Consider the following 24,566-nt stretch of genomic DNA (forward strand, 5'->3'; position numbering starts at 1 on the left):
GGGAGGCACGAACCGCGTGCGGCGGGATCGTCCCGCAGGGGGGATCGGTCAGCGGCGCACTATCAGTGTCGTCGGCCAGACGTCGCCGATCCGTCGGCATCAGGCGCCTGCTCCGCGGCGTCGTCTTCTGCGGACGGGTAGCCGAAGAAGTACCCACGCAGCTGCTCGAAACCGCTCGCGGGTCGCCCCTGTCGCTTCCGGCGAGACGCGAACCCGAATATCTCGTTGAGTCGGTGCCCGAGGCTGGCTGCGAGGCAGAGGAGCAGCAGCACCCACCAGGTCGCCTTGAAGATCGGCTCGTCGTAGCCGAGCGCGATGGGGATGAGGCCGATCATGGCGGCGAGGCTGCCCAGCACATACAGCACGATGAGCGCGAGCCAGACGTTCTGACGCTTCGTTCGCTGCATGGGGCAACCCTAAGTCAGTCCTCTCGCGCGAGCGAGGTCGGCCTAGCAGCCGTCCCGTATGGGGATCGTTGAGCGGACGGTGCAGCTAGCGGTGGTCCTTCGGGCGCGCTGCTGTCGATGCGAGGTAGGTGGCGGCGAGTTGGGCGACTTCTTCGCTGTAGCGGCGAGCGACTCTTCTGGAGCGAGGGGACACCGTGTGCAGGTCGAGCACGTCGTCTACTTCGACAAAGGGCTGCGCTGCTTCCGGCCCGTTGTGGCCGATCAGGTCATGAGCCCACGAGGAGAACGCTCGGAGGTCCAGGTCGCCGGCAAGAAAGCGTCGGCATGCGACTCGAAGGGCGAGGAGCGGGATCTCCTCGCTGTCTCTGTCGAGCGGCGGGTCACCAGCGTCGGCGAGGGCGGTCGAACTGAGGTCGAAGACCTCAAGGGACGTTGCGCTTGCGTAGAGGGAGGCGAGAGCGGTCAGCGAAGGACTGTCGTTTCCGTCCGCGAGGAGATCTGCTGCTAGCGCGATGACATCTCTGGTGGTGGAAATGCCTAGAAGGAGCGCTGCGGTCTGTTCGCGCAGGTCCGCTGTGGAGGGCCGACTCAGCTCTCTCGAGTCATCTCGCATCCGACCTCCTCATGACGAGATTCACGCTAACGCTCTTCAGCCAGGTCGATCTGCTTGGGAGCACCCGCGATGTCCCGCACGAGGATGGTCAGCCGGTCACTCTGATGCTTCGACGCTGCACCAGTACTGCAGTTCCGCTCCGTCGCGGTAGAAGTAGTTGAGGCCAGTGAAGCCGTGCCCGCCTCCGAGGTCGTCGCGCAGAGCGTCCGCGTTCGCGTACTGGTACAGCGTTCGCAGAAGCCGGTTCCCACGCAGGTCGGAGACGTCGACGCCGACGAAGTGACCTTCCGGAGCATCCCCGGAGTACTCGACTTTCAGTTGCAGGTTGGGGTAACTCAGCGAAGGGCCTTCGAGTAAGTACATGCCGTCGCACCGCTCGATCACGATCCGATCAGCGAAGGCGTCGTCGTTGCTGCCGGCGCGAGGACGGTAGTACGTGAAGCAGGTGATCGATGCGGGCAGGTCAAGCGTTGAGGCGGGATTGATGATGCCTGCCTGTCGATGGTGTCGAACCGGAGAGTCCACGACTGGAGCCTACGCACCATCGGCAAGTTGAAGCGTCCCGTATGCGGATCGCTCAGCGAGACATTATCCGTGACGCCGGCCGGGGTACTGGCGCGTTGGTCGACCAGCCTTGCCGAGCGGTCGGAAGTCACTCATCCGGCGTGAAGACCATCTCTCCCCAGGAGTTGCGGAAGGTCAGGTCTGTTCCTGATCGAGTGACGGTGAGCGGGTCGCTGAGAATCCTCTCAACCCATCTGTCGAGGGTTTCGCCGGGCGGTATGCAAACCGCCAGCGTGGTCGTGATGTTGCTGATGGCGATGACACTGTCGGAGAGGTCGAATGCGCCGCCAATCGTGTTGCAAGGGGTGTCTACATACATGCGGTCGCCGTCGTCGTCGATCGACATCGTGAGGGAGTCGCTTGGGTTAGTGAACTCGTGCTCGGAGGTGCTCGAGAGGGAGGTGCTGCGGTACGTGCCGAGGTCCAGCTCCTGGACAGAGGTCACGGTGGGGAGCGGCTCCTTCTCCTCGGAGGTGCAGGCGGTCAGGCCGACGGCGACCGCGCAGGCGAGCAGCAGCACGGCAAGGTGGCGACGATGTGACATGGCGGGCTCCTCCTGGCGGGCGGCGCTCACCCTGTCGAACTGAGTGAAGCAGGAAGGTCTGAGCGACGCCACGTCCGCCGATGAATTACTCACGGTCTCCGGCCGATCACGCGCTCGATCACTGATCGCGCACAGAGATGACCCTTCGCCGGGCCAACCGTTCCACCATCAGTTGAGACCGGTACCCGGCGTCTGCGTAGAAGCCGTTCGGGCACCGTTCCGTAAGGGGATCCATCAACGGGCGGCGGACCTGCCGGCATCCCACGGCCGATAGGTCCTTCTCTACTAAGCGCGCTCGACAGGGAGCCAGAGCTCGCAGGTGGCCGTGCTGAAGTCGCCGGCGCGGTCGAGTACCGCGACGATGGACGGTCCAGGCCGGAGCCGCCAGGGGTTCGACGGGAACCAGTCGGTCGCGGTCGCGGCCCATGCCTCTTGCAGCGCAGCCGGATACTCGCCCTCGGTGTGGAACACGGCCCACGTGCCGGCCGGAACCTCGATCGTGTCGAGATCTCCGATCATCGGCGCCTTCCCCGTGACGGCTACTCCGTGCAGGTAGGTCAGTTCGCTCCCCTCGGTGTAGTCCGGGTCGACGTCGGCGCTGACCTGAAGCAGGCCGGCCGGTTCGGTGTCGCTCAGGGCTTTGAGGCGTGCGTGTTCTGCTGCCGGAAGTGAGGCGATGTGGGCTTGGATCTGCTGGTTGATGCCCTCGTGGATGAGGGGCACGCGGATGGCGTGGCCGATGAGGTGAAACGCCGGTCGATCGGTGATGCGGGTGTCCATGGTGATGTTCCCTTCTACGGTCAGGCGGAACCTGAGCTGCGGTTGCGTTCGAAGGGGGCCGCCATTTCGCTTGACGCTGCCGACGCTGACACCGTGCACTGATCGGAACGCTCGACCGAATGCCTCGGTGGAGCCGTAGCCGTACCGCACCGCGATGCTCAACAGGTTTCCGTCTCCGAGGACATCCGCTGCCGCGACTGACATTCGGCGACGCCGGATGTACTCCGACAGGGGCATCCCAGCGAGTGACGAGAACATTCGACGGAGGTGGTACTCCGTCGTGCCGAGTTCCCTCGCCAAGGATGCAACGTCGAGGTTGTCGTTCAGGCGACCTTCGATCAGTTCGACCAGTCTGTTGAGCTCCGCGATCATGCCGCCTCCTTCGACACCCACACTTCCGGGTCATAACGGTCGGCACCCTACTATCGCGGTCCGATCGGATCGCCTCTGTGCTCCGGAACGTGCCCGTTAGCCGGTCCTTCAGCGGAACGATCAGGCGTTCGGTGCGGGTGCGAGTGTTGCGCTTCCGGAGACGACCATCCAGCGCCCGGCGATTCGTTGCCATGCGCGGACGTAGTGAAGCCGAGCCTCAATCCGTTTGCCGTGGTCGATCACAACGACGTCTACGACGGACCTGGTCTGGGCGCCGCCGGCAACGGCCAGCGTGCTGCGACTGATCTCAGCAATCGACTCGAACTTCGTCGTGCCCGACGAATGTGCTCCGAGATCTTCGTCCCGGCTGATGATCGAGCCTTCGGGTGTCGTGAAGATCAACTCGGGTGCGAGCAGACGACCAAGCGCATCGACGTCACTTGCGCGCATCGCGTCCAGCAATCGATCCTCGGCAGCATCGACGGTTTCGTGGGGCATGGACGGGGACGACATCCGGAAAGAGTATCTCTGCTCGTTCCGCGGCCTGCGTCCGTATGGGGATCGGTGAGCGGAACGTTTCGAGCTACGCAGGTTCGCGGAGGCCGATCGTGACGAGTGTGGCCGTCGCGTCGCTCGCCAGCTCGGCGGCGTCCGCGGCCTGTCCGTGCTGTGCGGTGACCGCGTGGGTCAGCGCGGTCCCGTCGAGGTCGGGATGGTGCCAGATGGTCGCGGCGATCCCGTCGAGCACGTGCACGGTGCCGGCGGCGAGGACGATGACCCGCTGCCCGTCCGTGACCGCGTTGCGCCCAGGGATCTCCGACCAGCGGTCCTCCTGTGCGGGCGGAGTTGCGAGGAGGCCGGCGGTGATCGGCACGAGCTGCTCGGCGTCGCGGTAGCGGACGCGGTGCACGCCGCCGATGCCGGCGGCGAGGCGGGCGAGGGCCGGGATGCCGTTCTCGAGCGCCGGCAGGGCGCTCGTCTCGGGGACCAGGAGCGGGATCGCGTCGGCCAGGTCGAGGAGTTCCAGCTGCGCCGCCCCGATCAGGTAGGGGTCGCGGTCGAGGATCACGAGCGCGGCCAGCCGCGGGTGCGCGGGCGCGGGGAGGAGGCCGAGCGCGTCGGGGGAGAAGGGCCGCTTGGGCATGCCCTCCGCGGTGCGGAGGAGGAGGGGCTTCTCGTAGGGGAGAATCCGCCCGTCCGGGGTGATCCCGGTGGTCTCGTCGGTGAGGTACCTGTTGGAGCGGCCGAGGGTCGAGGCGGCTGTCGTCTTCGCGCGACCGGACGGGCCGACGAGCACGATCGCCGCGCCGGTCCGGTCAGCGAGGGCGCAGGCGTGCAGCATCAGGAGAGAGCCCTGCGCGGCCTCGATCGCCCGCAGCGTCACCTCCGCGATCACGAGAGCGGCGCGGTGGTCGAACGGGTCGTTCAGCCACGGCACCGCGAACGAGGATGCAGTCACGCTCTCGCCGTGCGACGTTCCTCGGGCCCAGAGTGCACGCATCGCGGCGCGCTCGGTGAAACTGAGCGCGCCGATGTTCACCCCTACGACTTCACCGAGGGCGTTGAGTGTCAGCGAATGACCCACGGCATCGGTGAAGGGCGGCGGGCGGTGCTGCGCCCCGTCCTCGTACTGCCCGGCCGCGATTTCGGCTACCTAGTTGGCAGTCGTGGAGGGGAACTGGAAGGGCGGAAGCTGCTGGCTGAAGTCGGGGTCGGGCATCGGCTGGAGCGTCACCCTGTACGTGGTGAAGCTGACCAAGACGGTGAAGCCAAAGGACTGGCTCGGTTCCAGCTCGAGGAATCCCACTGTCGCGGGAAAGACAGAGGCAAAGTAGGGCGGCTTGGCGGGATCTGGCGAGTCCGAAACGTTGCTAGCGGACGCATAGCCCGTCGCGGCGACCAGGACGATAGTCCGGTTCAGGCTAGAAGGCACCGAGTGCTCTACCCGGAAAGCATCGAGGCGGTACCTCGACGTGCCGGTGTTGGTCACTGTGAAAATCAGCTTCGTGTAGCCGTCCTGGATGATCGGCGCGCTCCACGAACCAGTCAAGCCCTCGAACCCCGCGGGAGGCGTGGTGCTCGCGTGCGCGGCGGGCGCGCCGACGGCGGCGATGACGAGGGGCACGGACCAGCCGGCGGCCTGCGCGACACGGCGGCGCGAGGGGCCGGTCTGGGCGGTGATGGTGTCGTCGTGCTCAGTCATGGGGGCGCGCCGCAGCGGTCGGTCCGGCATCGGGATCGGAAAGAGTGTCGGCCGCGAGAAATGGGGCGGTCCGGTGTCCGTGCCGCACATCGTCGGCACGGTCCGGTCGACGCGCGCGCGGGGACGCGACACTCGACGCGCTCAGTGTGACGCATCCCCGACCGATCACCCGAGGACCGGCCTACCCCCCGTTAAGAGCGTGCGCCTGACGGCTACCCGGGGGCCGAGCCGATTGTCCCGTAAGGGGATGGTCGACCGGGTGGTCGGAGCGTGGTCAGGACTGCGGGTAGGGCGCGGACTCCTGCTCCGTGTAGTGGATGTCGAAGGCCTTGTTGGTGATGAAGAGGAAGGTGGTGTCGGACTCGGCAGCGCCGTGCTCCATCCAGCCGCCCTCGGGGAACCAGACCCAGCTGCCGGGGCCGAAGTCGCCCTGGTGGGTCCGTAGCACGCCGTCGAGCACGTACATGCCGTGCGCGGCGGAGTGGGTGTGCCAGCGGTTCGTGAAGCCCGCCGGGTAGCGGATGAGCTGGACGGTCATGCCGGTGTCGGGGTCGGAGAGCAGGGGCTTCACGGGGAGCCGGGCGTCGATCTGCTCGACGTGCAGTTCCTCCCACGGCAGGGTGCTCGCATCGATGGCGAGGACGTCGACGATGTTGCTCAGGCCTGCGGGGCGTTCGGTCATGTCAGGACTCTCTCTCGGCGGTGCACGGTGACGCTCGGTCCTCCGCACCGTAGCCGCGGAGCTGTTTCCGAGTGGTTTCGGCGGGATGACGTTCTGACGGAACGCTTCGACGGCCAGGTCGGACTGCCCCGATAGCCGGTCGCTCACCGCGTCAGTTCGCCGAGCAGGATGCGCCGCGCTTTGTGGAGTTGTTCGCTGTGTGGCGGCGCATTGTGATCGCCTCGTGGCCTCAGGTGCCGATGAGGAGTCGTCGTGGCCGACCCGGGACGACCGCGTCGCGACGTCGCGTCCCGGCCAACGCCTCGCATGGCAGCTCCCGAGGGTCAGCGAAAGACACCGTGTCGTACCGCACGAGCGCGGTCGCCGCCGGATCCGCGGACCACAAGGTGTTCTAGAGGAAGCTCAACTGTGCGTCGTGTTCTCTCGGATCTCCTCGAGGCTGATCTCCGGTGCGCCGCCGGCGGCGGCCTCGGGGTCCATCCAGACGTAGTCCCAGTGGTGGCCGTCCGGGTCGTCGAAGCTCTTCGAGTACATGAAGCCGTGGTCCTGGGTGCCGGCGTCCGTCGCGCCCGCGGCGAGGGCCTTCGCGTGAACGGAGTCGACCTCGTCCTTGCTCTCCGCGCTGAGGGCGAGCTGCACCTCGGTCGAGGCGGTGGCGTCGATGATCGTCTTGCTGGTGAACTCGGCGAAGAACTCCCGGGTGAGCAGCATCGCGGTGATCGTGTCACTGATCACCACGCTGACGGCGTTCTCGTCGCTGAAGCCCTCGTTGATGGGGTACCCGAGCGACTCGAAGAAGGCCCGGGAGCGGGCAAGATCGCTGACGGCCAGGTTGACGAAAATCGTGGTGGGCATCTGTACACCGTTCCTTCCGGGTCCCGGTGGCCCGCTGCCGCCGGTCGTCCCAGCATGGTGATGAGCGATCGGCAATAGTGTCAAGCGACGGAGACAGTCTCCGTGGCGGGCCGGAAGATCGCGGCCCCTCCTTGCGAGGTCGCCTTCGGTGGGGCAGACCGTCGCCTCCGCGCAAATGTGGTGCTTGTCGATGCGGATCGACAGAACGGATCAGCCATAGGCGCGCGAGGCAGGGCTTGCCTAGCGACACGGAGCGATCGAAGCGAAAAAGTCAATTCTTGATCGGGGCCGGTGCCCTCGCAGCGACCGCCGCTGCGAGGGCGGCCGGGCCACGCTGCCGCCGTCGCCCACATGTTCGATCACTCTCCTCACGCCGCGACCTACGCCGCGAGAGCGATCGCACTACACGGGGCGGAGGAGGTCGGTGTCGAGGCTGAGCGGAGGCGCCAGTGGGAGATGCTCGACTCCGACCTTCGGCCGATCGGCTTCCCGAAGGGGCTCTGAAGCGCCCGTAGGGGGTGTCTCGCCGGACACCTGCGCGCCCACTAGTGGATGTCGACGTGACGCACAGCTCGCGCCGCGAACAGGCCCAGAGCGGCGGCGATGAAGACAAGAATGATCGTCTGCCAGATGTGCGCCGCACCATCGGGCCCCTGCGGGACCAACGCGAATGGTGAAGTGAGGAGCGCGTCCTCGGGCAGCAGGCGGAACTCGACAGCGAACTCGAGCGCTTGGAACAGTCCGACGACTGTGAACGAGATCGCCGCCGCGGCGCGCGGCACGACTGCCAGGAGAAGCGCGCTCAATGCGATGAACACCCACGGTGCCGGAGCCCGCACAACACCCGCGACGGCCGTCAGGCCGAAGGTTTCGGGGGACGTGCCCAGGTTCCCGACAGCGATACCCAGTCCGAACGCCATCAGGACTGTGGCCGCGCCGAGCCCTGCCGCGCAGGCGTAGCCGAGCAGCCAGTGGTCGCGCGCTACGGGTCGGGACAGCACTGCTTCCGCACGCCCCGACGTGATCTCGACTCGGACCCGCAAGATCACCTGAAGGCCCAGGATCGCCGCGAAGAGCGGTGAGAGGTAGAGCGCCACCTGGACGAGCCCGGAGCCGCTGCCGGCACTGCTTCCGAGCGCCAACGTCACCTCGGTGTCGACAGTCGACGCGACGCCGCCGATGAGGAGCCCTACGACAAGTGCGCTGGAGCTCCATCCGATGATCGTCCCTCGGCTGGTTCGCAGAGCGAGAGACACCGGACCGCGTAGTGATCTTCCCGCCACGGCAGGCCCGCTCCGCTCCGGGAAGACCCCAGCGCCGAGGTCTCGGCGCGCCGCGATCCGGAGGGCCAGCCCTGCGAGAAGAGCGGCGAGTGCCAGCGCGGGGAGAATCATTGCCGCGTTGTCTCCGGCGAAGGGGCGTGCGGCTGAGATCCAACCGAACGGTGAGATCCAGTAGGCGTTTCCTCCGATGGCGTCGCCGGCACCTCGGAGCAGGAAGAAGGCCGCCACGACGGCGATCGCCACGCCTGTCGCCCCGCGAGATGTCTGCATGATCTGTCCGGTCAGCGCGGCGACGGCCGCTCCGAGGAGTCCGATCATCGCGATCTGTGCGCCGGCGAGTGTTGAGCCCAGCGCGCTTGCTCCGGTGCCGATGAAGCCCGATGCGACGATGACCCCGGCAAGCACGGACCCAGCGGCCGTGATGATGAGCACGGCTACGAGAGGCGCTGTTCGTCCGATCGCCGCCGAACCCAACATCTCGATGGTCCCGTTCTCCTCGGACGCTCGGGTGTTCCGGACGGTGGTGAACACCGATGCCAGGCTGACGAAGATCGTCGCGATGCCGAGGATTCGCCACAGTTCGACGGCTCCAGCGTCGGGGCTGAAGAGGGGGCCGATGATGAACAACTCGCCGGCGCTGCGATTGACGGAGGAAGCAAGTTCTTCCCGGCTTGCAGGTGTCGGGTAGGTCGAGGCGATTCCTGCGGCGACGAGCAGTAGGAGCAGCGCGGTGAGGGCGTACCAGGCCGAAGCGTGCACTCGTTCTCGGCGGAGGACGAGGTCGAGGGATGCGCGGAGTCCCGTCACGGTGCTCACGCTGCCGCGTCCTCTCGCCTCGAAGCAGCACTGGCACGGTCGTAGTAGTGCAGGAAGAGGTCCTCCAGCGCGGGCGGCGCGACGCTCAGTGTCTGGATACCCGCCGCCGCCAGGTGCGTCATGACGCCGTCGAACCGCGTCGTCGTCAGCTCGACACGGAGCCCGTCGATGCTGACGTTCTCGACGCCAGGAATTGTTTCGAGCCCGACCGGCGGACGGGTCAGAGTTGCTGTCACCACCGTCGTGGAGTGCCCGCGGAGCTCGCCGAGCGTGCCGGTGTCGACCACCTTGCCGTCGCGGACAACGCTGACGCGGTCGCAGAGCTGCTCCACCTCGGAGAGGATGTGACTCGAAAGCAGAACCGTCCGTCCGGCGTCACGAGCCTCACGCACGCATTCCTTGAAGACCTCCTCCATCAGCGGATCGAGTCCCGAGGTGGGCTCGTCGAGAATCAGTAGATCGGTCGTGACACTCAGCGCCGAGATCAGGCCGACCTTCTGGCGGTTGCCCTTGGAGTAGGTCCGCGACCGCTTCCGTGGGTCGAGATCGAAACGCTCGATCAACTCGTCACGTGTGGCTCGGTCGGCGCCGCCGTGCATGCGGGCGAGAAGGTCGATGACTTCCCCGCCCGTGAGGTTCGGCCACAAGCTCACGTCCCCCGGCACGTAGGCAAGACGGGCTCGGATCGCCGGAGCGGATGACCACGGGTCCTGCCCGAAGACCTGCGCTCGACCACCATCGGCGCGCAACATCCCGAGCAGCACTCGGATCGTCGTGGATTTGCCCGCACCGTTCGGACCCAGGAGCCCGTGGACCTCTCCCTCTCGTACCGCGAGGGTCACTCCATCCAGCGCTCGAACGCGGGCGAAGGACTTCGTGATCCCGTCCAGCTCTACAAGATTGCTCATGGGCGGGACGTTACACCCAGTTCATGAACTTTGTGAAGAACGTGTAGCATAATCGATCGAGATGCAGGGAGGTTCTTCGTGGACGAGGTCGAGGACAGGTTCGTGGAGCGGTTCGCGGACGTGCTGGCCGGCTCCGGCTGGCCCCGTATGTCGGCGCGGATCTTCGCCTCCCTGATGGCGACATCGGGTGGCGCCTGCACTGCTGCAGAGCTGTCCGCGGCTCTCGGTGTCGGCTCATCGGCCGTCTCCAACGGAGCGAAGATGTTGCGCTCACTCAACCTTGTCGATGTGACCCGCCAGAACGATCGTCAGATCGTCTACGAAGTCCGACCTGATGCCTGGATGGAGGCCGTGGCGCACCAGGACAGTCAGCTGCGCAACCTCGAGAGCATCCTGACCGACGGCGCTCAGGTGGCGAAGGATCCACGCGCGTCTGCTCGACTCCTCGAGACCGCGGACTTCTTCGCTTTCCTCCGCGCGGAACTACCGCAGATCGTCGCGCGCTGGAGGGATGGCCGGTGACGAAGATGGTGTCGCAGTCCCGATAGCCGATCGTTTACCGGTGTGGATCCGACCCCGGGTGGGGCAGTGCGCTCCTATCGTTCACGCGCGGGTATGAGAGTGACGGAATGCAGACAGCGTCGCTCACAACTACCGCGGTGGTCGCGGGCACCACCACTCTTCTCGCCCTCGTCGCCGGCTTCTTCCTCGACGGGTTCACGTTCGCGTGCAACGAGTCACTGCCGCCGCAGTGCACAGGGTTCCACGTCGCGTGGCCGGCCCTGTTCTCTGTCGCCCTTGGCACCCTCGTTCTCCTGGTCGTAGCAAGGCGCCTCAGCACGCGCTCCCTCGCGCGCTGGGGGTGGCTGCTGACCGTCTTGGTTTTCGCCGGCGCCATCACTAGCTGGGTTCTGGCTCTGCGCATCACGCCGACCGTCGGTTGAGTACAGACCACGTCCCCCTCGGTGCGCGGGTGCTCACACGATGCGGTGTTCCGTAAGGGGATGGTCGACCGGGTGGTCGGAGCGTGGTCAGGACTGCGGGTAGGGCGCGGACTCCTGCTCCGTGTAGTGGATGTCGAAGGCCTTGTTGGTGATGAAGAGGAAGGTGGTGTCGGACTCGGCAGCGCCGTGCTCCATCCAGCCGCCCTCGGGGAACCAGACCCAGCTGCCGGGGCCGAAGTCGCCCTGGTGGGTCCGTAGCACGCCGTCGAGCACGTACATGCCGTGCGCGGCGGAGTGGGTGTGCCAGCGGTTCGTGAAGCCCGCCGGGTAGCGGATGAGCTGGACGGTCATGCCGGTGTCGGGGTCGGAGAGCAGGGGCTTCACGGGGAGCCGGGCGTCGATCTGCTCGACGTGCAGTTCCTCCCACGGCAGGGTGCTCGCATCGATGGCGAGGACGTCGACGATGTTGCTCAGGCCTGCGGGGCGTTCGGTCATGTCAGGACTCTCTCTCGGCGGTGCACGGTGACGCTCGGTCCTCCGCACCGTAGCCGCGGAGCTGTTTCCGAGTGGTTTCGGCGGGATGACGTTCTGACGGAACGCTTCGACGGCCAGGTCGGACTGCCCCGATAGCCGGTCGTCCACCGCGTCACTTCGGCGAGCAGGATGCGTCGCGCGCGGGCGCGGGCCGCAGTGTCCCGTTAGACCCGCCCGATGAAATGCCCGGTGACGGGGCGGCTATCGGGACACTGGAGTGGTGGACCAGAAGGCGATGCTGCGCACCCGAGCCGAGGCGCTCGACCACCTCGAGCGGCAGCTGCGTTCCGAGGCCGACGTCGCGGGGGAGCGGAGCGTGCGGACGGAGAACGGCTTCCGGCAGCAGGAGGCGGAGACCTTCACGGTCGAGGTGTGGAAGACGCTGTTCGACTCACGCCTCGTCCCGGCTTCTCACGACTGCCGGCCGCCCCTTCTCGGCGTTCGTCCCGCGCGTGTGCGGGAATCGTCCCGCCCTCGTCAGCCGACGAGCTGTGCCGCCCGCTCGAACGCGCGCTTCAGCTCGTCGCGCTTGCTGCCCTGATTCATCGCTCGCTGCCCGGGGCTCCACGAGTCGATGACAGTCGGCCCGTCGACCAGGTAGGGCGCGATGTTCTTCGCCCAGCCCGCCTTCGGCACGGTGCCGGCGTTCACCACGACTCGCAGGTCGGGGAGCAGCTGCAGGAGGAGGCGCAGCTCCTTCGCGCCCTGCTGCACCTCGAGCGCGTCGGGGGCGCCGCCGGCGAGGTGCCACGGGACGATGTTCCACAGCAGCGTGTGGTGGTGGAGGCCGACCTCGTCGCGGAGCGTCCAGGTGGTCGCGGCGGTCGGGTCGTCGTTGTCGACCGAGACGAAGCCGGAGCCGTCGCGGCCGGCCGCCATCGAGCCGGGCGCCTCGAGCACGATGAGCGCGCGGGCCCCGACGCCGGCTTCCGCGGGGTCGAAATCGGGCACCTCGGCGCCGGGGCTCCTGCGCCTCCGCCGGGCGAGGAGCTCGTCGCGGAACACTCGGAGCGGCTGCACCGAGGGCTCGTCCTGCAGCATCAGTCGACGCGCCTCGACAGCGGACGGATCGCGGAAGCCGTGGGGCGCAGTCAGGAACATCCTCCGAGGCTAACGGTCGTCGAATGCGACAGCTCTCGGCGCCTCAGGCCCTGTCTCGCGGGAGCGAGGAGTCGCGCGCGATCTCGACGAGATGAGCGACGCGCGTCGCCACCATGTCCTCGAACGGTTCCACGTGAGTCAACCCGCGCTCGCGGGCGAGCCGGACATCGGCCGGTCGCAGCTGCGCGAGTCGCTTCACCAGGGCGTCCACGCCGTGCTCCGCCCACCCGAGTCCTTCATCGGCGAGCGGTCCCCACATCGTGTTCCTCAGACCCACTACGGGAACACCGGATCCCAGCATCTCGAAGTAGGTGCAGGACGGGTCGCCCTGGGGGTGCGGCAAGAGGGCGACATCCACGGTGTCGCGGACGTACTGCTTCCACTCGCTGAACGGCTTGAATCCGAGGAGCGAGAGGTTGGCGGGGGCCGAGGCCATCAGCTGGTCACGCAGCTCGCCGCTGCCGAGCATGACGAATTCGATCTGCGGGAGTCGTCGAGCGACTTCTGCGACAGTGTCGGCGCCTTTCTCCCGGACCAGCCGGCCGGAGAAGGCGACACGCAGAGGGCGATCGCCGGACCACACCTCGCGCCGGCGCGCGGCGGCCAGGTCGGAGGCGAAGATGCGGTGGTCGACGACCTGGAGGGAGCGGGAGTTGAGCCGCCCGTACGAATCCCAAGCCTGCTGACCATTGCAGTGCAGCCCAGCTGCGCGGCGTGCCATCGAACGATAGGTCCGATCGATCCTGACCTGGCCCAGCGCGATGCGTGCACGGTCGAACCGCGAGGTGGCGCGGCTCACCATCAGGTCGGTGCGTATGCGTCGGTCGACCTCCGCGGTGTAGACGGTCGGCGCGATGTCCGCCACGTAGGCGTACTCGGGGCGCATCAGCGCGCCGACCACGTCGAATCGTTCGCTGCGCAGCGTCGCGCTCACATCATCGGTCCGGATCGTGTCGTACTCGCCGCTCGAGCGCTGCTTCCGCGGCGAGACGACGACAATGCGACCCGGCCAGATCCTGGCGTGCTCGATGATTCCCTCGATCGCTCGACCGTCGAGTTCCCCGGGGCTCACGTACGCCATTCGCATGCCTGCAATCTAGCGTCGAGGACTGTCGCGCGCTTCCTGCGAAGCGACGCTCGGGCCGAGCTCACTCGGGGTCGTACCCGCCCTCCTCGTCCCACTGGTCGAGTCCCTCGCGCGGGGCGGCGCGGGGGGCGGGCGAGGGGCGCCGCCAGGTGGAGAGCGCGGCGTCGGCCCACGCGGTGGCCGAGCCCGGTGCGGCGTCGTACGACGCCCAGAAGCGGGTGTGGCGGTCGGCCTCCTCCTGCAGCTCCGCGGCGGGGACGGCCGGGACGGCGGCCCGCGGCCGGGATGCTCGGCGAGGTGGGGTCCGAGGGAATGTCATCGCGGAACTGGTCGTCGGCGCCGTTCTGATGAGTGCGGTCATGGCCGGACCCTACGCCTCCCGCGGAGCTCGGAACGGAGGTGCGGAGAAGACGCGTCTCGCGGGTGACTCGAAGTCGGCTCTGCGGACGATCCATTGGGCGAGGATCGCATTCGGGGACTGTCCGGGTGGGGCGAGACCAGCGTCTCGACGATATCCGATAATGCACATTATGTCAGTTTACTGACACTGACCCGTCAGACCGCGGTCGCGCAGTCAGGGACGCCGCCGTGTCTTCGCGCGTTGGCGGAGGTCTTCCTCGCAACGAGAACGACGTCGGTGATCCGCTGCCCTACACGCCGCCACCGGTCGGTATGTTCGAGGACGACAACCGGCCTCCGCTCTACACCGAAGTGGTAGCGGCGCGAGACGGCGCCGCTCGCTAACCCTAACTACCAGGACTAGCGCCCCTCTTACCAACAATTGACCGTATGTCAGTTTCAAGATAGATGGCGCCCATGCCGTGGTCGCGTACGTGATGCGCGAAGCGAGCCGGCGTGAACAAGAGGGCGATGGCTCGAGCATGCTCGAAACCATCGCCCTCTATGCTGCTCCGGCGAGCCGGAGCAGTCGGGTTACTTGCCGGACCCGCCGTACGAGACCTTCGTGGTCTCGTGGGTTCCGTCGGGAGCCGTCGCGGTCACGCGGACAGATCCGGCGGGCACTCGCGACAGGTGCGTGTCGACCAACACGCTCCTTGTCTTGCCCTCGGCCAGCGAAGTGACCTTGAGAGCGCCGAACGGAGTCGGGATGCTCAGCGTGACGGGCGTGTTCCCGTTGTTGGTCGCCGTGGCAGTGAGGACGACTGATCCGTTGCGCTTCGTGCTGGTGATCGTCACGTCGACGTCCACCTCGGTCGCCGGGGCGACCACGGTGACTGCGGGGAGCACCGTGCTGGTCTCGCCGCTCGTCGCGGTGATCGTGACCGTCCCGGTCCCGGGGCCGGCCGTGGCCGCGGGGAGCGCCGCGGAGCCGTCGGCGCCGGTCGCGACGGTCGCCGTCGTGCCGCCGTCGGCGAAGCGGGCCGGTCCGTCGAGGGTGAACGCGACGTCCGCCCCCGCGACGGGAGCGCCGGCCGCGTTGGTCGCCGTGACGCCGAGCCCGGTGATCGCGTCACCGGTCTCGACGGTCTGCGCCGCTCCGGTCGCGGTGAGTGCGGTGACCGCAGCCGGGTCGGTGAACATCGAGCGGCTGAGCGGCGTGACCGTCAGGCTCTCCACTCGCGCCGTGCCCCCGGTGGCGAGGAGCGAGACGCCCTCGCTGCCGGCGTCGGGGAAGATCTGGTCGGTGATCGTCGCGATCCCGCCCTGGGCGAACGTCTCCACCGAGGCGGTGTCGACGTACAGCTCGAGGTGCAGCTTCCCGTCCTCGAGGGCCACCGGGGCTGTCTCGACCGAGGGGAAGTCGGCGTCGAAGCCGACGTCGCCCGAGCGGGTCCGGTCGACGCTCAGCTGACCGGACGCGACGTCGTAGGTGATCGGCGTGCGCTGGCTCCCGTCGGCCGAGTTGCGGACGGAGAGGCCGAACGAGTCGGCGTCCCCGGCGCTGAGCACGGCGTCGAGCTTGTAGACGCTGCCCTCAGCCGCCGCGGGCAGCGCGGTCTCGCCCTCGGCGATGTCCGTCGCTCCGAGCGTGAACGCGTTCTCCGTCTGCTCGAGTCCGGCCGTCTGGTCGACGACCTTCTGCACGAGCTTCGGCGCGCCGTCGACCGTCTGCAGGGCGAGCTCACGCGGCAGGGCCATGGCCCCGCGCCACTGGCCGGTGGGGATCGCCTCGCCGTACTGCCAGTTGTTCATCCACGCGATCATGATGCGCTTGTCGTCGGGCGCGTTGTCGAAGGTCACTCCGGCGTAGTAGTCGCGACCCCAGTCGAGCCAGTCGTAGTCGACCAGGCGGCTCTGCGCCGGCTCGTCGGCGAGCATGAACTGGTCGGCGAGGATGTGGCCCCAGCCGGCGCGGTTGTTGTCGACGACCTGGAGGTGCGCGGTGCGACCGGCCAGGTCGGCGACGTCCCAGCTCGTCCAGTCCAGCGTCTCGCTGTCGCTGCCGGTCGCGGTGCGGACGATCTCGCCGTCGACGACGAGGTTCACGCTCGTCTCGTTCGAGCGGACCTGCGCCGCGGTGTCGGCGAGCACGATGTGGTCGACGGTGAGGTGACCCCAGCCGCCGGTCGCGTCGTCGACGACGACGATCCGCGCCGCCTTCCCCTGGTACGCGGAGACGTCCCAGCTCTTCCAGTTCAGGGCGCCGTCGTTCGTGCCGGCGGTGGTCCGCACGACCTCGCCGTCGACGACGAGCTGGACCTCGAGGGTCTGCGGGTCGCCCTCGGGGCGGAAGCCGCCGCCGACGAGCATGCTCAGGTGGCTCTTGTCGATCGTGAACTCCGGCGAGGTCAGGGTGCCGAGGTTGTCGTCGCCCTTCGGCCCGCCGTCGAAGGTGTTGATCCGCTTCTGGCCGAGGAAGAACTCGCCGCCGCTGGTCGAGGGGTTGGTGCCGTCGGCGAGGTCGCCGGTCACGGTCCAGCCGTTGTCTGCCAGGCCCTGCTGGTCCGGGTACTCGAAGCCGTCGAAGAGCAGCTCGCTCCCGGCGGGCGGGTCGTTGGCGAGCTGCGTGCCGTCGACGTGCGGGTGGTTGCCGCCGCCGACGAGGAAGTTCATGTGGTCCTGGTCCACGGTGAAGTCGGGCGACTCCATCGAGCCGACCGGCCAGTCGCCGTCGTTGAAGCCGTTGATGAGCCCCGTTCCGGCGAAGCCCGTGACCGTCTGCTGGCCGTCGATCGGACCGGTGGCTGGGGCGGCGCCGAAGGGCCCGTTCTTCCAGTTGCCGGGCTCGTTGCTCACGGTCCAGCCGTTGTAGGTCCCGTCGTCGAACCCGGCGAGGGTCGTGCCCTCGGGCAGGGTGTCGGAGCCGACGGTCGACTCGGAGGTGAAGGTGGTGCCGTCGAAGTCGCCGACGAAGTACTGCCCGCCCGAGCCGCCGCCCACCGCGCCCGGGTTGAGGTTGACGACCATCACCCACTTGATGTTCGAGGGGTCGCCGTCGACCGCCAGCGGGAAGAGGTCGGGGCACTCCCAGACGCCGCCGGTCGCGTTGGCCGGGCCGAACTCGCTGAGCTCGGTCCAGTTCCGCAGGTCCGTCGACTTGTGCAGCAGGACCTTGTGGTCATCCGCCTCCACGGTGACGACGACCCAGTAGGACGACTCCGGGGTGCCGCCGTCGTACCAGAACATGTGCGGGTCGCGGAAGTCGTTCTGGTCGCGGTCGATGACGGGGTTGCCGTCGTACTTCGTCCAGGTCTGCCCGGCGTCGGTGCTGTAGGCGAGGGCCTGCGCCTGCTCCCCCGTCTTGTACGCCGCGGTGTACATCGCGACCAGGGGCGGGTTCTCGGCCGTGCCGAACCCGGAGGTGTTGTCCTTGTCGACCACGATCGAGCCGGAGAAGATGTCCGACTCCGCGTCGCCCGGGATGGCGAGCGGCTGCTCGGTCCAGTGCGTCAGGTCGGTGCTGGTGGCGTGGCCCCAGCTCATGTTGCCCCAGCGCGTGCCCTGCGGGTTGTACTGGTAGTAGAGGTGGTAGACGCCCTCGTAGTAGACGAGACCGTTGGGGTCGTTCATCCAGTTCTGGGCGGGTGAGTAGTGGATCGCAGGCCGGTAGGCCTCGGAGGCGGGATCGGGCGCCGCGGCCGAGGCGGCGGGGACGGAGAGGCCGCCGCCGACCAGGCAGAGGGCCGCCGCGACGGCGACGACGCCGCCGGCGCGACGCGGCCGGGGCTGGGAGGAACGGGGAGATAGCACTGAGGTACGCCCTTCGTTGCGCGTGTCACCCGAGGTGACAACGTTGTCAATGTGGGGGCGAATCTACGGACTGTCCTCCGGACAATTCAAGGGCTCCTGCGAAAGTCATCAGCCGGCGATGGTGAGCCGGTCAGCCGGGAGGCGCAGGAGGGCCCCGCGGGCGCGGCAGGTGGCCGCCGCGATCCGCATGCAGTCGTCGAGCATCGCGGCGGCGTCGGCCGCCACAGCGGGGACGCCCCGCCGGAGGATCGACGAGACGGCGGCCGCCAGGCAGGCGTCGCCGGCGCCCATCGTGTCGATCACGGGCCGCGGATCGGAGGCGATCGGCGCGTCGGCCGCCGTCCCGTCCTCGAGGTGCAGGCTCGCACCCTGCGCCCCGCGCGTGGCGAGCACGGTCCGGGTACCGGCGCCGCGCAGCTGCGCGACGACCTCGATCAGCGGCTGCCCGTGCAGCAGTGCGACGTCGTCGTCGCCGATCTTGACGAGGAGCGACCGCTCCGCCAGCCGCTCGAAGCCGCGGCGGAAGCGCCCCGCGTCGGCGAGCATCCCCGAGCGCGGGTTCGGATCGAGGACGAGGCGCTCCCGGGGGCGGGCGACGGCCGCGAGCAGCTCCTCCGCCTGCTCCTCGTCGTCGAAGGGGAAGCAGCTGACCACGACGAGGGCGGCCGCGTCGAGGGCCGCGCGCTCGCGGGAGCCGAAGCGGATCCGCCGGTGGCGGGCGGCGTCGTTGAAGACGTAGTGCGGCTCGCCGTCGACGCGCTCGCTGATCGCGACCGAGGTGCCGAGCGGACCGACGGTGGGCACGAGCTCCACCCCGTGCTCCGCGGTCGCGGCGCGGATCGCGGCGCCGTCCTCGTCGTCGCCGATCATCGCGAGCAGCTGGACGCGGTGGCCGAGCAGGGCGAGACCGACCGCCACGTTGTAGGCGGCGCCGCCGAGGAAGCGCTGCTCGCCGGACTCGTCGCGGAGCACGTCGATCAGGGCGTCGCCGAGGACGACGACGGCCGGCTCGGACACGGACTTCGCGGACACGGACGACTCAGCCATGGACGGGGACCTCTCCGGAGCCGCGGGCGATCAGCGTGGTGGGAATGACGAAGGTCTGCGCCGGCTCGTCCTCCCCGTCCAGGCGCAGGAAGACGCGCTCCGCGGCGGTCCGCCCCATCAGGCCGGGGTTCTGCGCGATGACGGAGACGGCGGGGTGCAGCAGCTCGGCGAGCGGGATGTCGTCGAAGCCGATCAGCGCGACGCGGCCGTGCTCCTGGCGGCGGCGCAGAGCCGCGAGGACGCCGATGGTGACGAGGTTCTGCCCGCCGATGATCGCGGTCGGCGGCGTCTCCTGCGCCAGCAGCTCGGTCGCCATCTCCTCGGCCGCGTGCTCGTCGTGGGCGCCGTGGCGGACGAAGCCGGGGAGCACGGGGAGGCCGCGCCGCGCCATCTCCTCGAGGAAGCCGCGCTCGCGCTCGCGGGCCGTGAAGATCTCGGGCCGGTCGCCGAGGAAGGCGATGCGCTCGTGGCCGAAGGAGGCCAGATGGCCGACGGCGCGCGCGATCCCGGCGGCGTTGTCGGTGATCACGGCGTCGGCTGTGATGCCGGTGGGGACGCGGTCGACGAACACCGCGGGGGTGCCCCGGTCGATCTCGACGCCCAGGTAGGCCTGGCTGGGGGCCACCGTGGTGAGGATCAGCCCGTCGACGCGGCGCGAGACGAACGCGTTCACCGACGACCGCTCGCGGGCCGGGTCGTCGTCCAGGCTCGAGGCGAAGACCGCGACGCCGCGCTCGTTCGCGAGGTCCTCGACGGCGCGGTGCACCGCTCCCGAGAAGGGGTTCGCGACGCTGCCCACCAGCAGGCCCAGCGTGTTCGTGCGCCCGTTGGAGCGCCGCAGGTTCCCGGCGTGCAGATCGGGCTGGTACTGCAGCTGCCGCGCCGCGGCCTGCACGCGCTCGATGGTGGCGGCTGAGACGTTCGGCTCCCCGTTGACGACGCGCGACACCGTCTTGATGCCGACTCCGGCGAGGGCGGCGACGTGCTTCATGGTGGGGCGGCGACCGGAGGCGACGGCGTCGCGGGGTCCTGACATCGATGTCACGGTGTCGTCTCACTTCCTCGGGGATGACTTGACCTTAGCTGTGAGAACACGATAGACCTTCCCCTGACATCGTTGTCGGGAGGCAGCTCCCGCCCTATGAACAGGACTTTCAATGACGAACCGCTCCCCTCGCTTCAACCGGTACCTCGGCCTCGGCTCGGTCGCGATCCTCGCGGCCCTGGGCATCACCGCCTGCTCCAGCTCCGGCTCCTCCGACGCCGGCTCGACCGCTGACAGCGGCGACGGCGTGGGCGTCACCCTCATCGTCAAGACCACCACGAACCCCTTCTTCGTCGCGATGGAGGACGGCGCCAAGGAGGCGGCCACCACCGCCGGCGTGAACCTCACGCTCGCCGCGGGCAAGGAGGACGGCGACGAGGACACCCAGATCCAGGCCATCGAGAACGCGATCTCGAAGGGCGACAAGGGCATCCTGATCACGCCCAACGGCCCCTCGGTCGTCGACGCCATCGCGAAGGCCCGCGACGCCGGCCTGTTCGTGATCGCCCTCGACACCGCGCCCGACCCGGCCGACGCCGTCGACATCACCTTCGCCACCGACAACTTCACCGCCGGCGAATCGATCGGGAAGTGGACCGCCGCGCAGCTCGACGGCGAGAAGGCGACCATCGCGATGCTCGACCTGTTCGACGACAAGGTCGTCTCGGTCGACTACAACCGCGACCAGGGCTTCCTCACCGGCATGGGCATCGACGTCGCGGACGAGGAGGTCAACGGCGACGAGGAGAAGACCGGCAGCTACAGCGGCGGCGACTACGAGATCGTCGGCAACGAGGCCACCCAGGGCGCCGAGGACGGCGGCCGCACCGCCATGGAGACGCTCCTCTCCAAGAACCCCGACATCAACGTCGTCTACACGATCAACGAGCCCGCCGCCTACGGCGCGTACCAGGCCCTCCAGGCCGCGGGCAAGGAGAAGGACGTCCTGCTCGTCTCGATCGACGGCGGCTGCGCCGGCGTGAAGAACGTGGCGGAGGGCCTGATCGGCGCGACCGCGCAGCAGTACCCCGTGAAGATGGCCCAGCTGGGCGTCGAGGCGATCGCGCAGCTCGCGAAGGACGGCACCGAGCCCAGCACCAGCGAGGGCCTGGACTTCTTCGACACCGGCTCGCAGCTCGTCACCGACACCCCGGTCGACGGCCTGGACAGCATCAGCTCCGACGACGCCGCCGGGATCTGCTGGGGCGAGTAGCCCGACGCGGGGCGCTCCGGCGCCCCGCCCTCCCCCTTCCGCTCCCAGCGACTCCAGAAAGGCCATCGTGGCTCAGAAGACCACCGACCCGAATCCGCCGACCTCCGCCCTCGATCTCGCCAGCGAGTTCCTCGACCGCCGCACGCCGCTCGACCGCGTCCGCGGCGTCCTGCACCGCTACCCGGCCGTCAGCCCCGCCGTCGTGCTCGTCCTCGCGATCATCGTCTTCGGACTGCTGAACGACCGCTTCCTCGACCCCTCGAACCTCTCGCTCATCACCCAGCAGGTCGCGGTCGTCGGAACGCTCGCCGTCGCGCAGACGCTGATCATCCTGACCGCCGGCATCGACCTCTCCGTCGGCGCCGTGATGGTCCTCACCTCGATGGTCATCGCGCAGACCGCGACCGAGAACGGCCTGCCCGCGATCGTCGCCCTGCTGCTGGGACTGATCGTCGGACTCGCGGCCGGCGCCTTCAACGGCGTCCTGGTGACGCGGCTGCGGCTCCCCCCGTTCATCGTGACGCTCGGCACGCTCAACATCTTCGTGGCGCTGACGCTCCTCTACTCCAGCGGCTCGACCGTCCGCGGCACCGACATGCCCGCCCTGCTGCCCTCCACCGGCGGCACCTTCGACATCCTCGGCGTCCGGATCAGCTTCGGCGTGATCCTGATGCTCCTGCTCTACATCGTGGTCGCGTTCATCCTCGGCAAGACCGCCTGGGGCCGCCACGTCTACGCCGTCGGCGACGACAAGGAGGCCGCGCGCCTCGCCGGCATCAGCGTGAACCGGGTCCTGATGAGCGTCTACCTCGCCGCCGGCGCGATCCTCGCCATCGGCGCGTGGATCCAGATCGGCCGCACCAACGCCGCCAGCCCGAACGCCGGAGCCGACCTCAACCTCGACTCCATCACCGCCGTCGTCATCGGCGGGACCAGCCTCTTCGGCGGTCGCGGCACCGTGTGGGGCACCCTGCTCGGCGCCCTCATCGTCGGCGTCTTCCGCAACGGGCTCTCGCTCGCCGGACTCGACGTCCTCTACCAGACGCTCGCCGTGGGCGTGCTCATCATCGTCGCCGTCTCGGTCGACCAGTGGATCCGGAAGGTTCGCAAGTGACTCTCCTCGACGCCGCGGGAACCGCCCCCGCCGCCGCCCGCACCCCCGTCCTGCAGGCCAAGCGCCTCGTGAAGACCTTCGGCCGCGTGGTCGGGCTCGACGGCGTCAGCCTGGAGCTCTACCCCGGCGAGGTCCTGGCGATCATCGGCGACAACGGAGCCGGCAAGTCCACCCTGATCAAGTGCCTCACCGGTGCCGAGATCCCCGACGAGGGCGAGATCCTCCTCGACGGCAAGCCCGTGACCTTCAAGCGCCCCCAGGACGCGCGGGGCGCCGGCATCGAGACGGTCTACCAGAATCTGGCCGTCTCCCCCGCGCTCGACGTCGCGTCGAACCTCTACCTCGGCCGCGAGAAGCGCAAGAAGGGCGTGCTCGGCTCCGTGTTCCGGATGCTCGACACCGCCGGCATGCGCAAGGAGGCCCGCGCGGAGCTGACCGAGCTCGGCATCTCGACCCTCCAGGACGTCACCGTCCCGGTGGAGAACCTCTCCGGCGGCCAGCGCCAGGCCGTCGCCGTCGCCCGCGCCGCGGCGTTCGGCTCGAAGGTGGTCGTCCTCGACGAGCCCACCGCGGCCCTCGGCGTGCGCGAGTCGAACCAGGTGCTCCAGCTCGTGCGCAACCTGCGCGACCGCGGCATCCCCGTCATCCTGATCAGCCACAACATGCCGCACGTCTTCGACGTCGCCGACCGCATCCACATCCAGCGCCTCGGCAAGAAGGCGGCGACCATCACGCCGCAGTCGCACTCGATGACCGACGCGGTCGCCATCATGACGGGAGCCGCCACCGCATGACGGACACCGCCCCCCGCATCCTCTACGCCGAGTTCACGGCGAAGCCCGGCCACGAGGACACCGTCGCCGGCATGATCGCCGACCTCGGCGAGCTCGTCCGCCAGGAGCCCGGCAACGTCGAGTTCGTGCCCTACCGGCGCGAGGACGACCCCGCGCGGTTCTTCGTCTACGAGATCTACCGCGACGAGGACGCCTTCCAGGCGCACATTTCCGCCGACTACGGAGCGGTCTTCAACGAGAAGCTCGGCCCGCTGATCGTCGAGCCGAACTCCCAGCTCACCTGGCTCCACCGGGTCTGAGCACTCGGCCGGCCGACGAGGAAGAGCACCGTCCTCCCCTCGGGGAGGCGGTGCTCTTCCTCGTCCAGGGTCGATTCGCCCGGCCGAGAACTCAGTCGGGTCACTCGAGCGCTCTTGCAGGTCAGCCGTGAAGGGCAGCTCCCGCGGCCGCATCGCAGCCGACCACCGGAAATCCCCTTCAAGCACTCCCGCCGACAACCGCTAGTCCCGAGAATCGAGATTATGTCAGTTTGGCAGCCGAACGCGCGCTCGATTCCCCTGCCCGGACTGCATGAACGTCGTCGACGACGGGCTGGGATTGGCTCGGTCAGGACGACTCCGAGCGGCCCCCGAGGAGGCGGGCGAAGTCGTCGATGCCAGCGGCGGTCTCCGCGTAGCCCATCGGATCCGCCGCCCGCACCTCCTCGATGAGGAGGTAGCACAGCGCCATCGGCACGAGATCGGTATCGGCTCCCGTGTCGGCGCGCGACGGTGCGCGGAGGAGGTGATCGGGGGGCGGCTGCAGTGGGGAGCCGCTGACATCTGTGACGACGATCGACCGCCCGCCCCGCCGGGCGACCTCCGCGAGCACCGGTGCCAAGTAGCGGGACGAGGCCCGCAGCGAGAAGGCGATCAGCACCGAGCGCTCGTCGAAGTTGCGCATCCGCTCGGCGATGTCCTTCGCGGACGAGCCGAGCAGGTGGGTGGTCTTGCCGAGTCGCCGGACACGCGCCGCGAGCAGATCGCGCAGGGGCAGGTCGTCGTTCTTCGCGAGCAGGTAGACCTCCCGGCTGCGGTGCAGGGCGGAAGCGGACTCGCGCAGATCCTCCGCCGACACCCCGCTCGCGAGCAGCGATACCGAGCGCCCCTCGCGGGCGCCGAAGTCCGCCGGACCCGCGCTCGCTCCGCTCTCAGCGCCCGAGGAGCGCGTCTCGTCCGCCCGCAGGTCCTCACGGAGATCGGTGTAGCCGCGATAGCCGAGCTTCTGCGCCAGCCGGATCACCGTCGACTCGTGCGCGCCCGCGAGATCGGCGACCGCGGCCGCCGGCAGAAGGGAGGCGTCGGCGTGCGTGAGCAGCACGCGGAGGACGCGGTCCTCGACGGGAGTCCACGTCTTCGTGCTGCTGGTCGCCACGACTCGGAAGCTCACGACGCTCCCCCTTCTGTCGCCTCATCCTGCACGATGCGAGTTGCTCCTGCAGCACTGCACATGCTTACATGATAGGTAAG

26 protein-coding genes are annotated in these 24,566 nt (G+C 68.6%); 6 read left to right on the plus strand and 20 right to left on the minus strand.

Annotated features, from left to right (window positions below):
- Positions 1-62: 62 nt before the first annotated feature.
- The 12 genes from GSU72_RS09105 to GSU72_RS09160 all read right to left on the minus strand — a co-directional run bounded on the left by GSU72_RS09105 (position 63) and on the right by GSU72_RS09160 (position 10,027).
- Positions 63-407, minus strand: coding sequence for a hypothetical protein (locus GSU72_RS09105; RefSeq protein ID WP_159984729.1), 345 nt, complete (start codon positions 405-407; stop codon positions 63-65).
- Between the two features lie 85 nt (positions 408-492).
- Positions 493-1,020, minus strand: coding sequence for a hypothetical protein (locus tag GSU72_RS09110; RefSeq protein ID WP_159984730.1), 528 nt, complete (start codon positions 1,018-1,020; stop codon positions 493-495).
- 96 nt (positions 1,021-1,116) lie between these two features.
- On the minus strand, positions 1,117-1,545 hold the full coding sequence (locus tag GSU72_RS09115) for a hypothetical protein (RefSeq protein ID WP_159984731.1): 429 nt from the start codon (positions 1,543-1,545) through the stop codon (positions 1,117-1,119).
- A gap of 127 nt (positions 1,546-1,672) precedes the next feature.
- Positions 1,673-2,128, minus strand: coding sequence for an META domain-containing protein (locus GSU72_RS09120; protein ID WP_159984732.1), 456 nt, complete (start codon positions 2,126-2,128; stop codon positions 1,673-1,675).
- Between the two features lie 285 nt (positions 2,129-2,413).
- Positions 2,414-3,280 carry a GyrI-like domain-containing protein gene (locus tag GSU72_RS09125; RefSeq protein WP_159984733.1) on the minus strand — a complete coding sequence of 289 codons (867 nt, stop codon included), beginning with the start codon at positions 3,278-3,280 and terminating at the stop codon, positions 2,414-2,416.
- A 120-nt stretch (positions 3,281-3,400) separates the two neighbouring features.
- Positions 3,401-3,793, minus strand: coding sequence for a nuclear transport factor 2 family protein (locus tag GSU72_RS09130; protein WP_159984734.1), 393 nt, complete (start codon positions 3,791-3,793; stop codon positions 3,401-3,403).
- A gap of 70 nt (positions 3,794-3,863) precedes the next feature.
- Positions 3,864-4,739 (minus strand): hypothetical protein, encoded by an 876-nt coding sequence (locus GSU72_RS09135; RefSeq protein ID WP_159984735.1) that lies wholly within the window; start codon positions 4,737-4,739, stop codon positions 3,864-3,866.
- A gap of 195 nt (positions 4,740-4,934) precedes the next feature.
- Positions 4,935-5,483, minus strand: coding sequence for a hypothetical protein (locus tag GSU72_RS09140; protein WP_159984736.1), 549 nt, complete (start codon positions 5,481-5,483; stop codon positions 4,935-4,937).
- A gap of 274 nt (positions 5,484-5,757) precedes the next feature.
- Positions 5,758-6,165 (minus strand): cupin domain-containing protein, encoded by a 408-nt coding sequence (locus GSU72_RS09145; RefSeq protein WP_159984737.1) that lies wholly within the window; start codon positions 6,163-6,165, stop codon positions 5,758-5,760.
- A gap of 402 nt (positions 6,166-6,567) precedes the next feature.
- Positions 6,568-7,020, minus strand: coding sequence for a VOC family protein (locus GSU72_RS09150; RefSeq protein WP_159984738.1), 453 nt, complete (start codon positions 7,018-7,020; stop codon positions 6,568-6,570).
- A gap of 545 nt (positions 7,021-7,565) precedes the next feature.
- Positions 7,566-9,119 (minus strand): ABC transporter permease, encoded by a 1,554-nt coding sequence (locus GSU72_RS09155; protein WP_159984739.1) that lies wholly within the window; start codon positions 9,117-9,119, stop codon positions 7,566-7,568.
- On the minus strand, positions 9,116-10,027 hold the full coding sequence (locus GSU72_RS09160) for an ABC transporter ATP-binding protein (RefSeq protein ID WP_159984740.1): 912 nt from the start codon (positions 10,025-10,027) through the stop codon (positions 9,116-9,118). Before GSU72_RS09160 ends, GSU72_RS09155 begins: the two co-directional genes overlap by 4 nt.
- Positions 10,028-10,105: 78 nt before the next feature.
- Here GSU72_RS09160 and GSU72_RS09165 point away from each other — a divergent pair, with 78 nt between their 5' ends.
- Positions 10,106-10,549: a hypothetical protein gene (locus GSU72_RS09165; protein ID WP_159984741.1), complete on the plus strand. Its 444-nt coding sequence runs from the start codon at positions 10,106-10,108 to the stop codon at positions 10,547-10,549.
- A gap of 107 nt (positions 10,550-10,656) precedes the next feature.
- The gene (locus GSU72_RS09170) at positions 10,657-10,971 is read left to right on the plus strand and encodes a hypothetical protein (RefSeq protein WP_159984742.1); all 315 of its coding nucleotides are present in this window, start codon (positions 10,657-10,659) and stop codon (positions 10,969-10,971) included.
- A gap of 87 nt (positions 10,972-11,058) precedes the next feature.
- On the opposite strand, the gene GSU72_RS09175 is transcribed toward GSU72_RS09170, so the two are convergent.
- From GSU72_RS09175 to GSU72_RS09205, 7 genes are all read right to left on the minus strand, one after another.
- Positions 11,059-11,466 (minus strand): cupin domain-containing protein, encoded by a 408-nt coding sequence (locus GSU72_RS09175; RefSeq protein WP_159984737.1) that lies wholly within the window; start codon positions 11,464-11,466, stop codon positions 11,059-11,061.
- 516 nt (positions 11,467-11,982) lie between these two features.
- Complete coding sequence (locus GSU72_RS09180; protein WP_159984743.1) at positions 11,983-12,606, minus strand: uracil-DNA glycosylase; 624 nt, start codon at positions 12,604-12,606, stop codon at positions 11,983-11,985.
- Between the two features lie 43 nt (positions 12,607-12,649).
- On the minus strand, positions 12,650-13,693 hold the full coding sequence (locus GSU72_RS09185; RefSeq protein WP_159984744.1) for a glycosyltransferase: 1,044 nt from the start codon (positions 13,691-13,693) through the stop codon (positions 12,650-12,652).
- 61 nt (positions 13,694-13,754) lie between these two features.
- Positions 13,755-14,054, minus strand: coding sequence for a hypothetical protein (locus GSU72_RS09190; protein ID WP_159984745.1), 300 nt, complete (start codon positions 14,052-14,054; stop codon positions 13,755-13,757).
- A 572-nt stretch (positions 14,055-14,626) separates the two neighbouring features.
- Positions 14,627-17,845 (minus strand): GH32 C-terminal domain-containing protein, encoded by a 3,219-nt coding sequence (locus tag GSU72_RS09195; protein WP_208545169.1) that lies wholly within the window; start codon positions 17,843-17,845, stop codon positions 14,627-14,629.
- A 108-nt stretch (positions 17,846-17,953) separates the two neighbouring features.
- Positions 17,954-18,892, minus strand: a complete 939-nt coding sequence (locus GSU72_RS09200; RefSeq protein ID WP_244256056.1) for a PfkB family carbohydrate kinase — start codon at positions 18,890-18,892, stop codon at positions 17,954-17,956.
- Positions 18,885-19,928, minus strand: a complete 1,044-nt coding sequence (locus tag GSU72_RS09205; RefSeq protein ID WP_244256057.1) for a LacI family DNA-binding transcriptional regulator — start codon at positions 19,926-19,928, stop codon at positions 18,885-18,887. The genes GSU72_RS09200 and GSU72_RS09205 overlap by 8 nt, the downstream gene beginning before the upstream one ends.
- Positions 19,929-20,049: 121 nt before the next feature.
- On the opposite strand from GSU72_RS09205, the gene GSU72_RS09210 reads away from it, so the two are divergent.
- The 4 genes from GSU72_RS09210 to GSU72_RS09225 all read left to right on the plus strand — a co-directional run bounded on the left by GSU72_RS09210 (position 20,050) and on the right by GSU72_RS09225 (position 23,357).
- Positions 20,050-21,150: a substrate-binding domain-containing protein gene (locus tag GSU72_RS09210; protein WP_159984746.1), complete on the plus strand. Its 1,101-nt coding sequence runs from the start codon at positions 20,050-20,052 to the stop codon at positions 21,148-21,150.
- A gap of 67 nt (positions 21,151-21,217) precedes the next feature.
- On the plus strand, positions 21,218-22,264 hold the full coding sequence (locus GSU72_RS09215; RefSeq protein WP_123446891.1) for an ABC transporter permease: 1,047 nt from the start codon (positions 21,218-21,220) through the stop codon (positions 22,262-22,264).
- Positions 22,261-23,058 carry an ATP-binding cassette domain-containing protein gene (locus tag GSU72_RS09220; RefSeq protein WP_127887617.1) on the plus strand — a complete coding sequence of 266 codons (798 nt, stop codon included), beginning with the start codon at positions 22,261-22,263 and terminating at the stop codon, positions 23,056-23,058. Before GSU72_RS09215 ends, GSU72_RS09220 begins: the two co-directional genes overlap by 4 nt.
- The gene (locus GSU72_RS09225; RefSeq protein WP_159984747.1) at positions 23,055-23,357 is read left to right on the plus strand and encodes a putative quinol monooxygenase; all 303 of its coding nucleotides are present in this window, start codon (positions 23,055-23,057) and stop codon (positions 23,355-23,357) included. Before GSU72_RS09220 ends, GSU72_RS09225 begins: the two co-directional genes overlap by 4 nt.
- A 307-nt stretch (positions 23,358-23,664) precedes the next feature.
- Here the strand turns inward: GSU72_RS09225 and GSU72_RS09230 are convergent, their stop codons facing one another.
- Complete coding sequence (locus GSU72_RS09230) at positions 23,665-24,486, minus strand: SIS domain-containing protein (protein WP_159984748.1); 822 nt, start codon at positions 24,484-24,486, stop codon at positions 23,665-23,667.
- Positions 24,487-24,566: the final 80 nt, after the last annotated feature.

The organism is Rathayibacter sp. VKM Ac-2760 (assembly GCF_009834185.1).
GTDB lineage: Bacteria > Actinomycetota > Actinomycetes > Actinomycetales > Microbacteriaceae > Rathayibacter.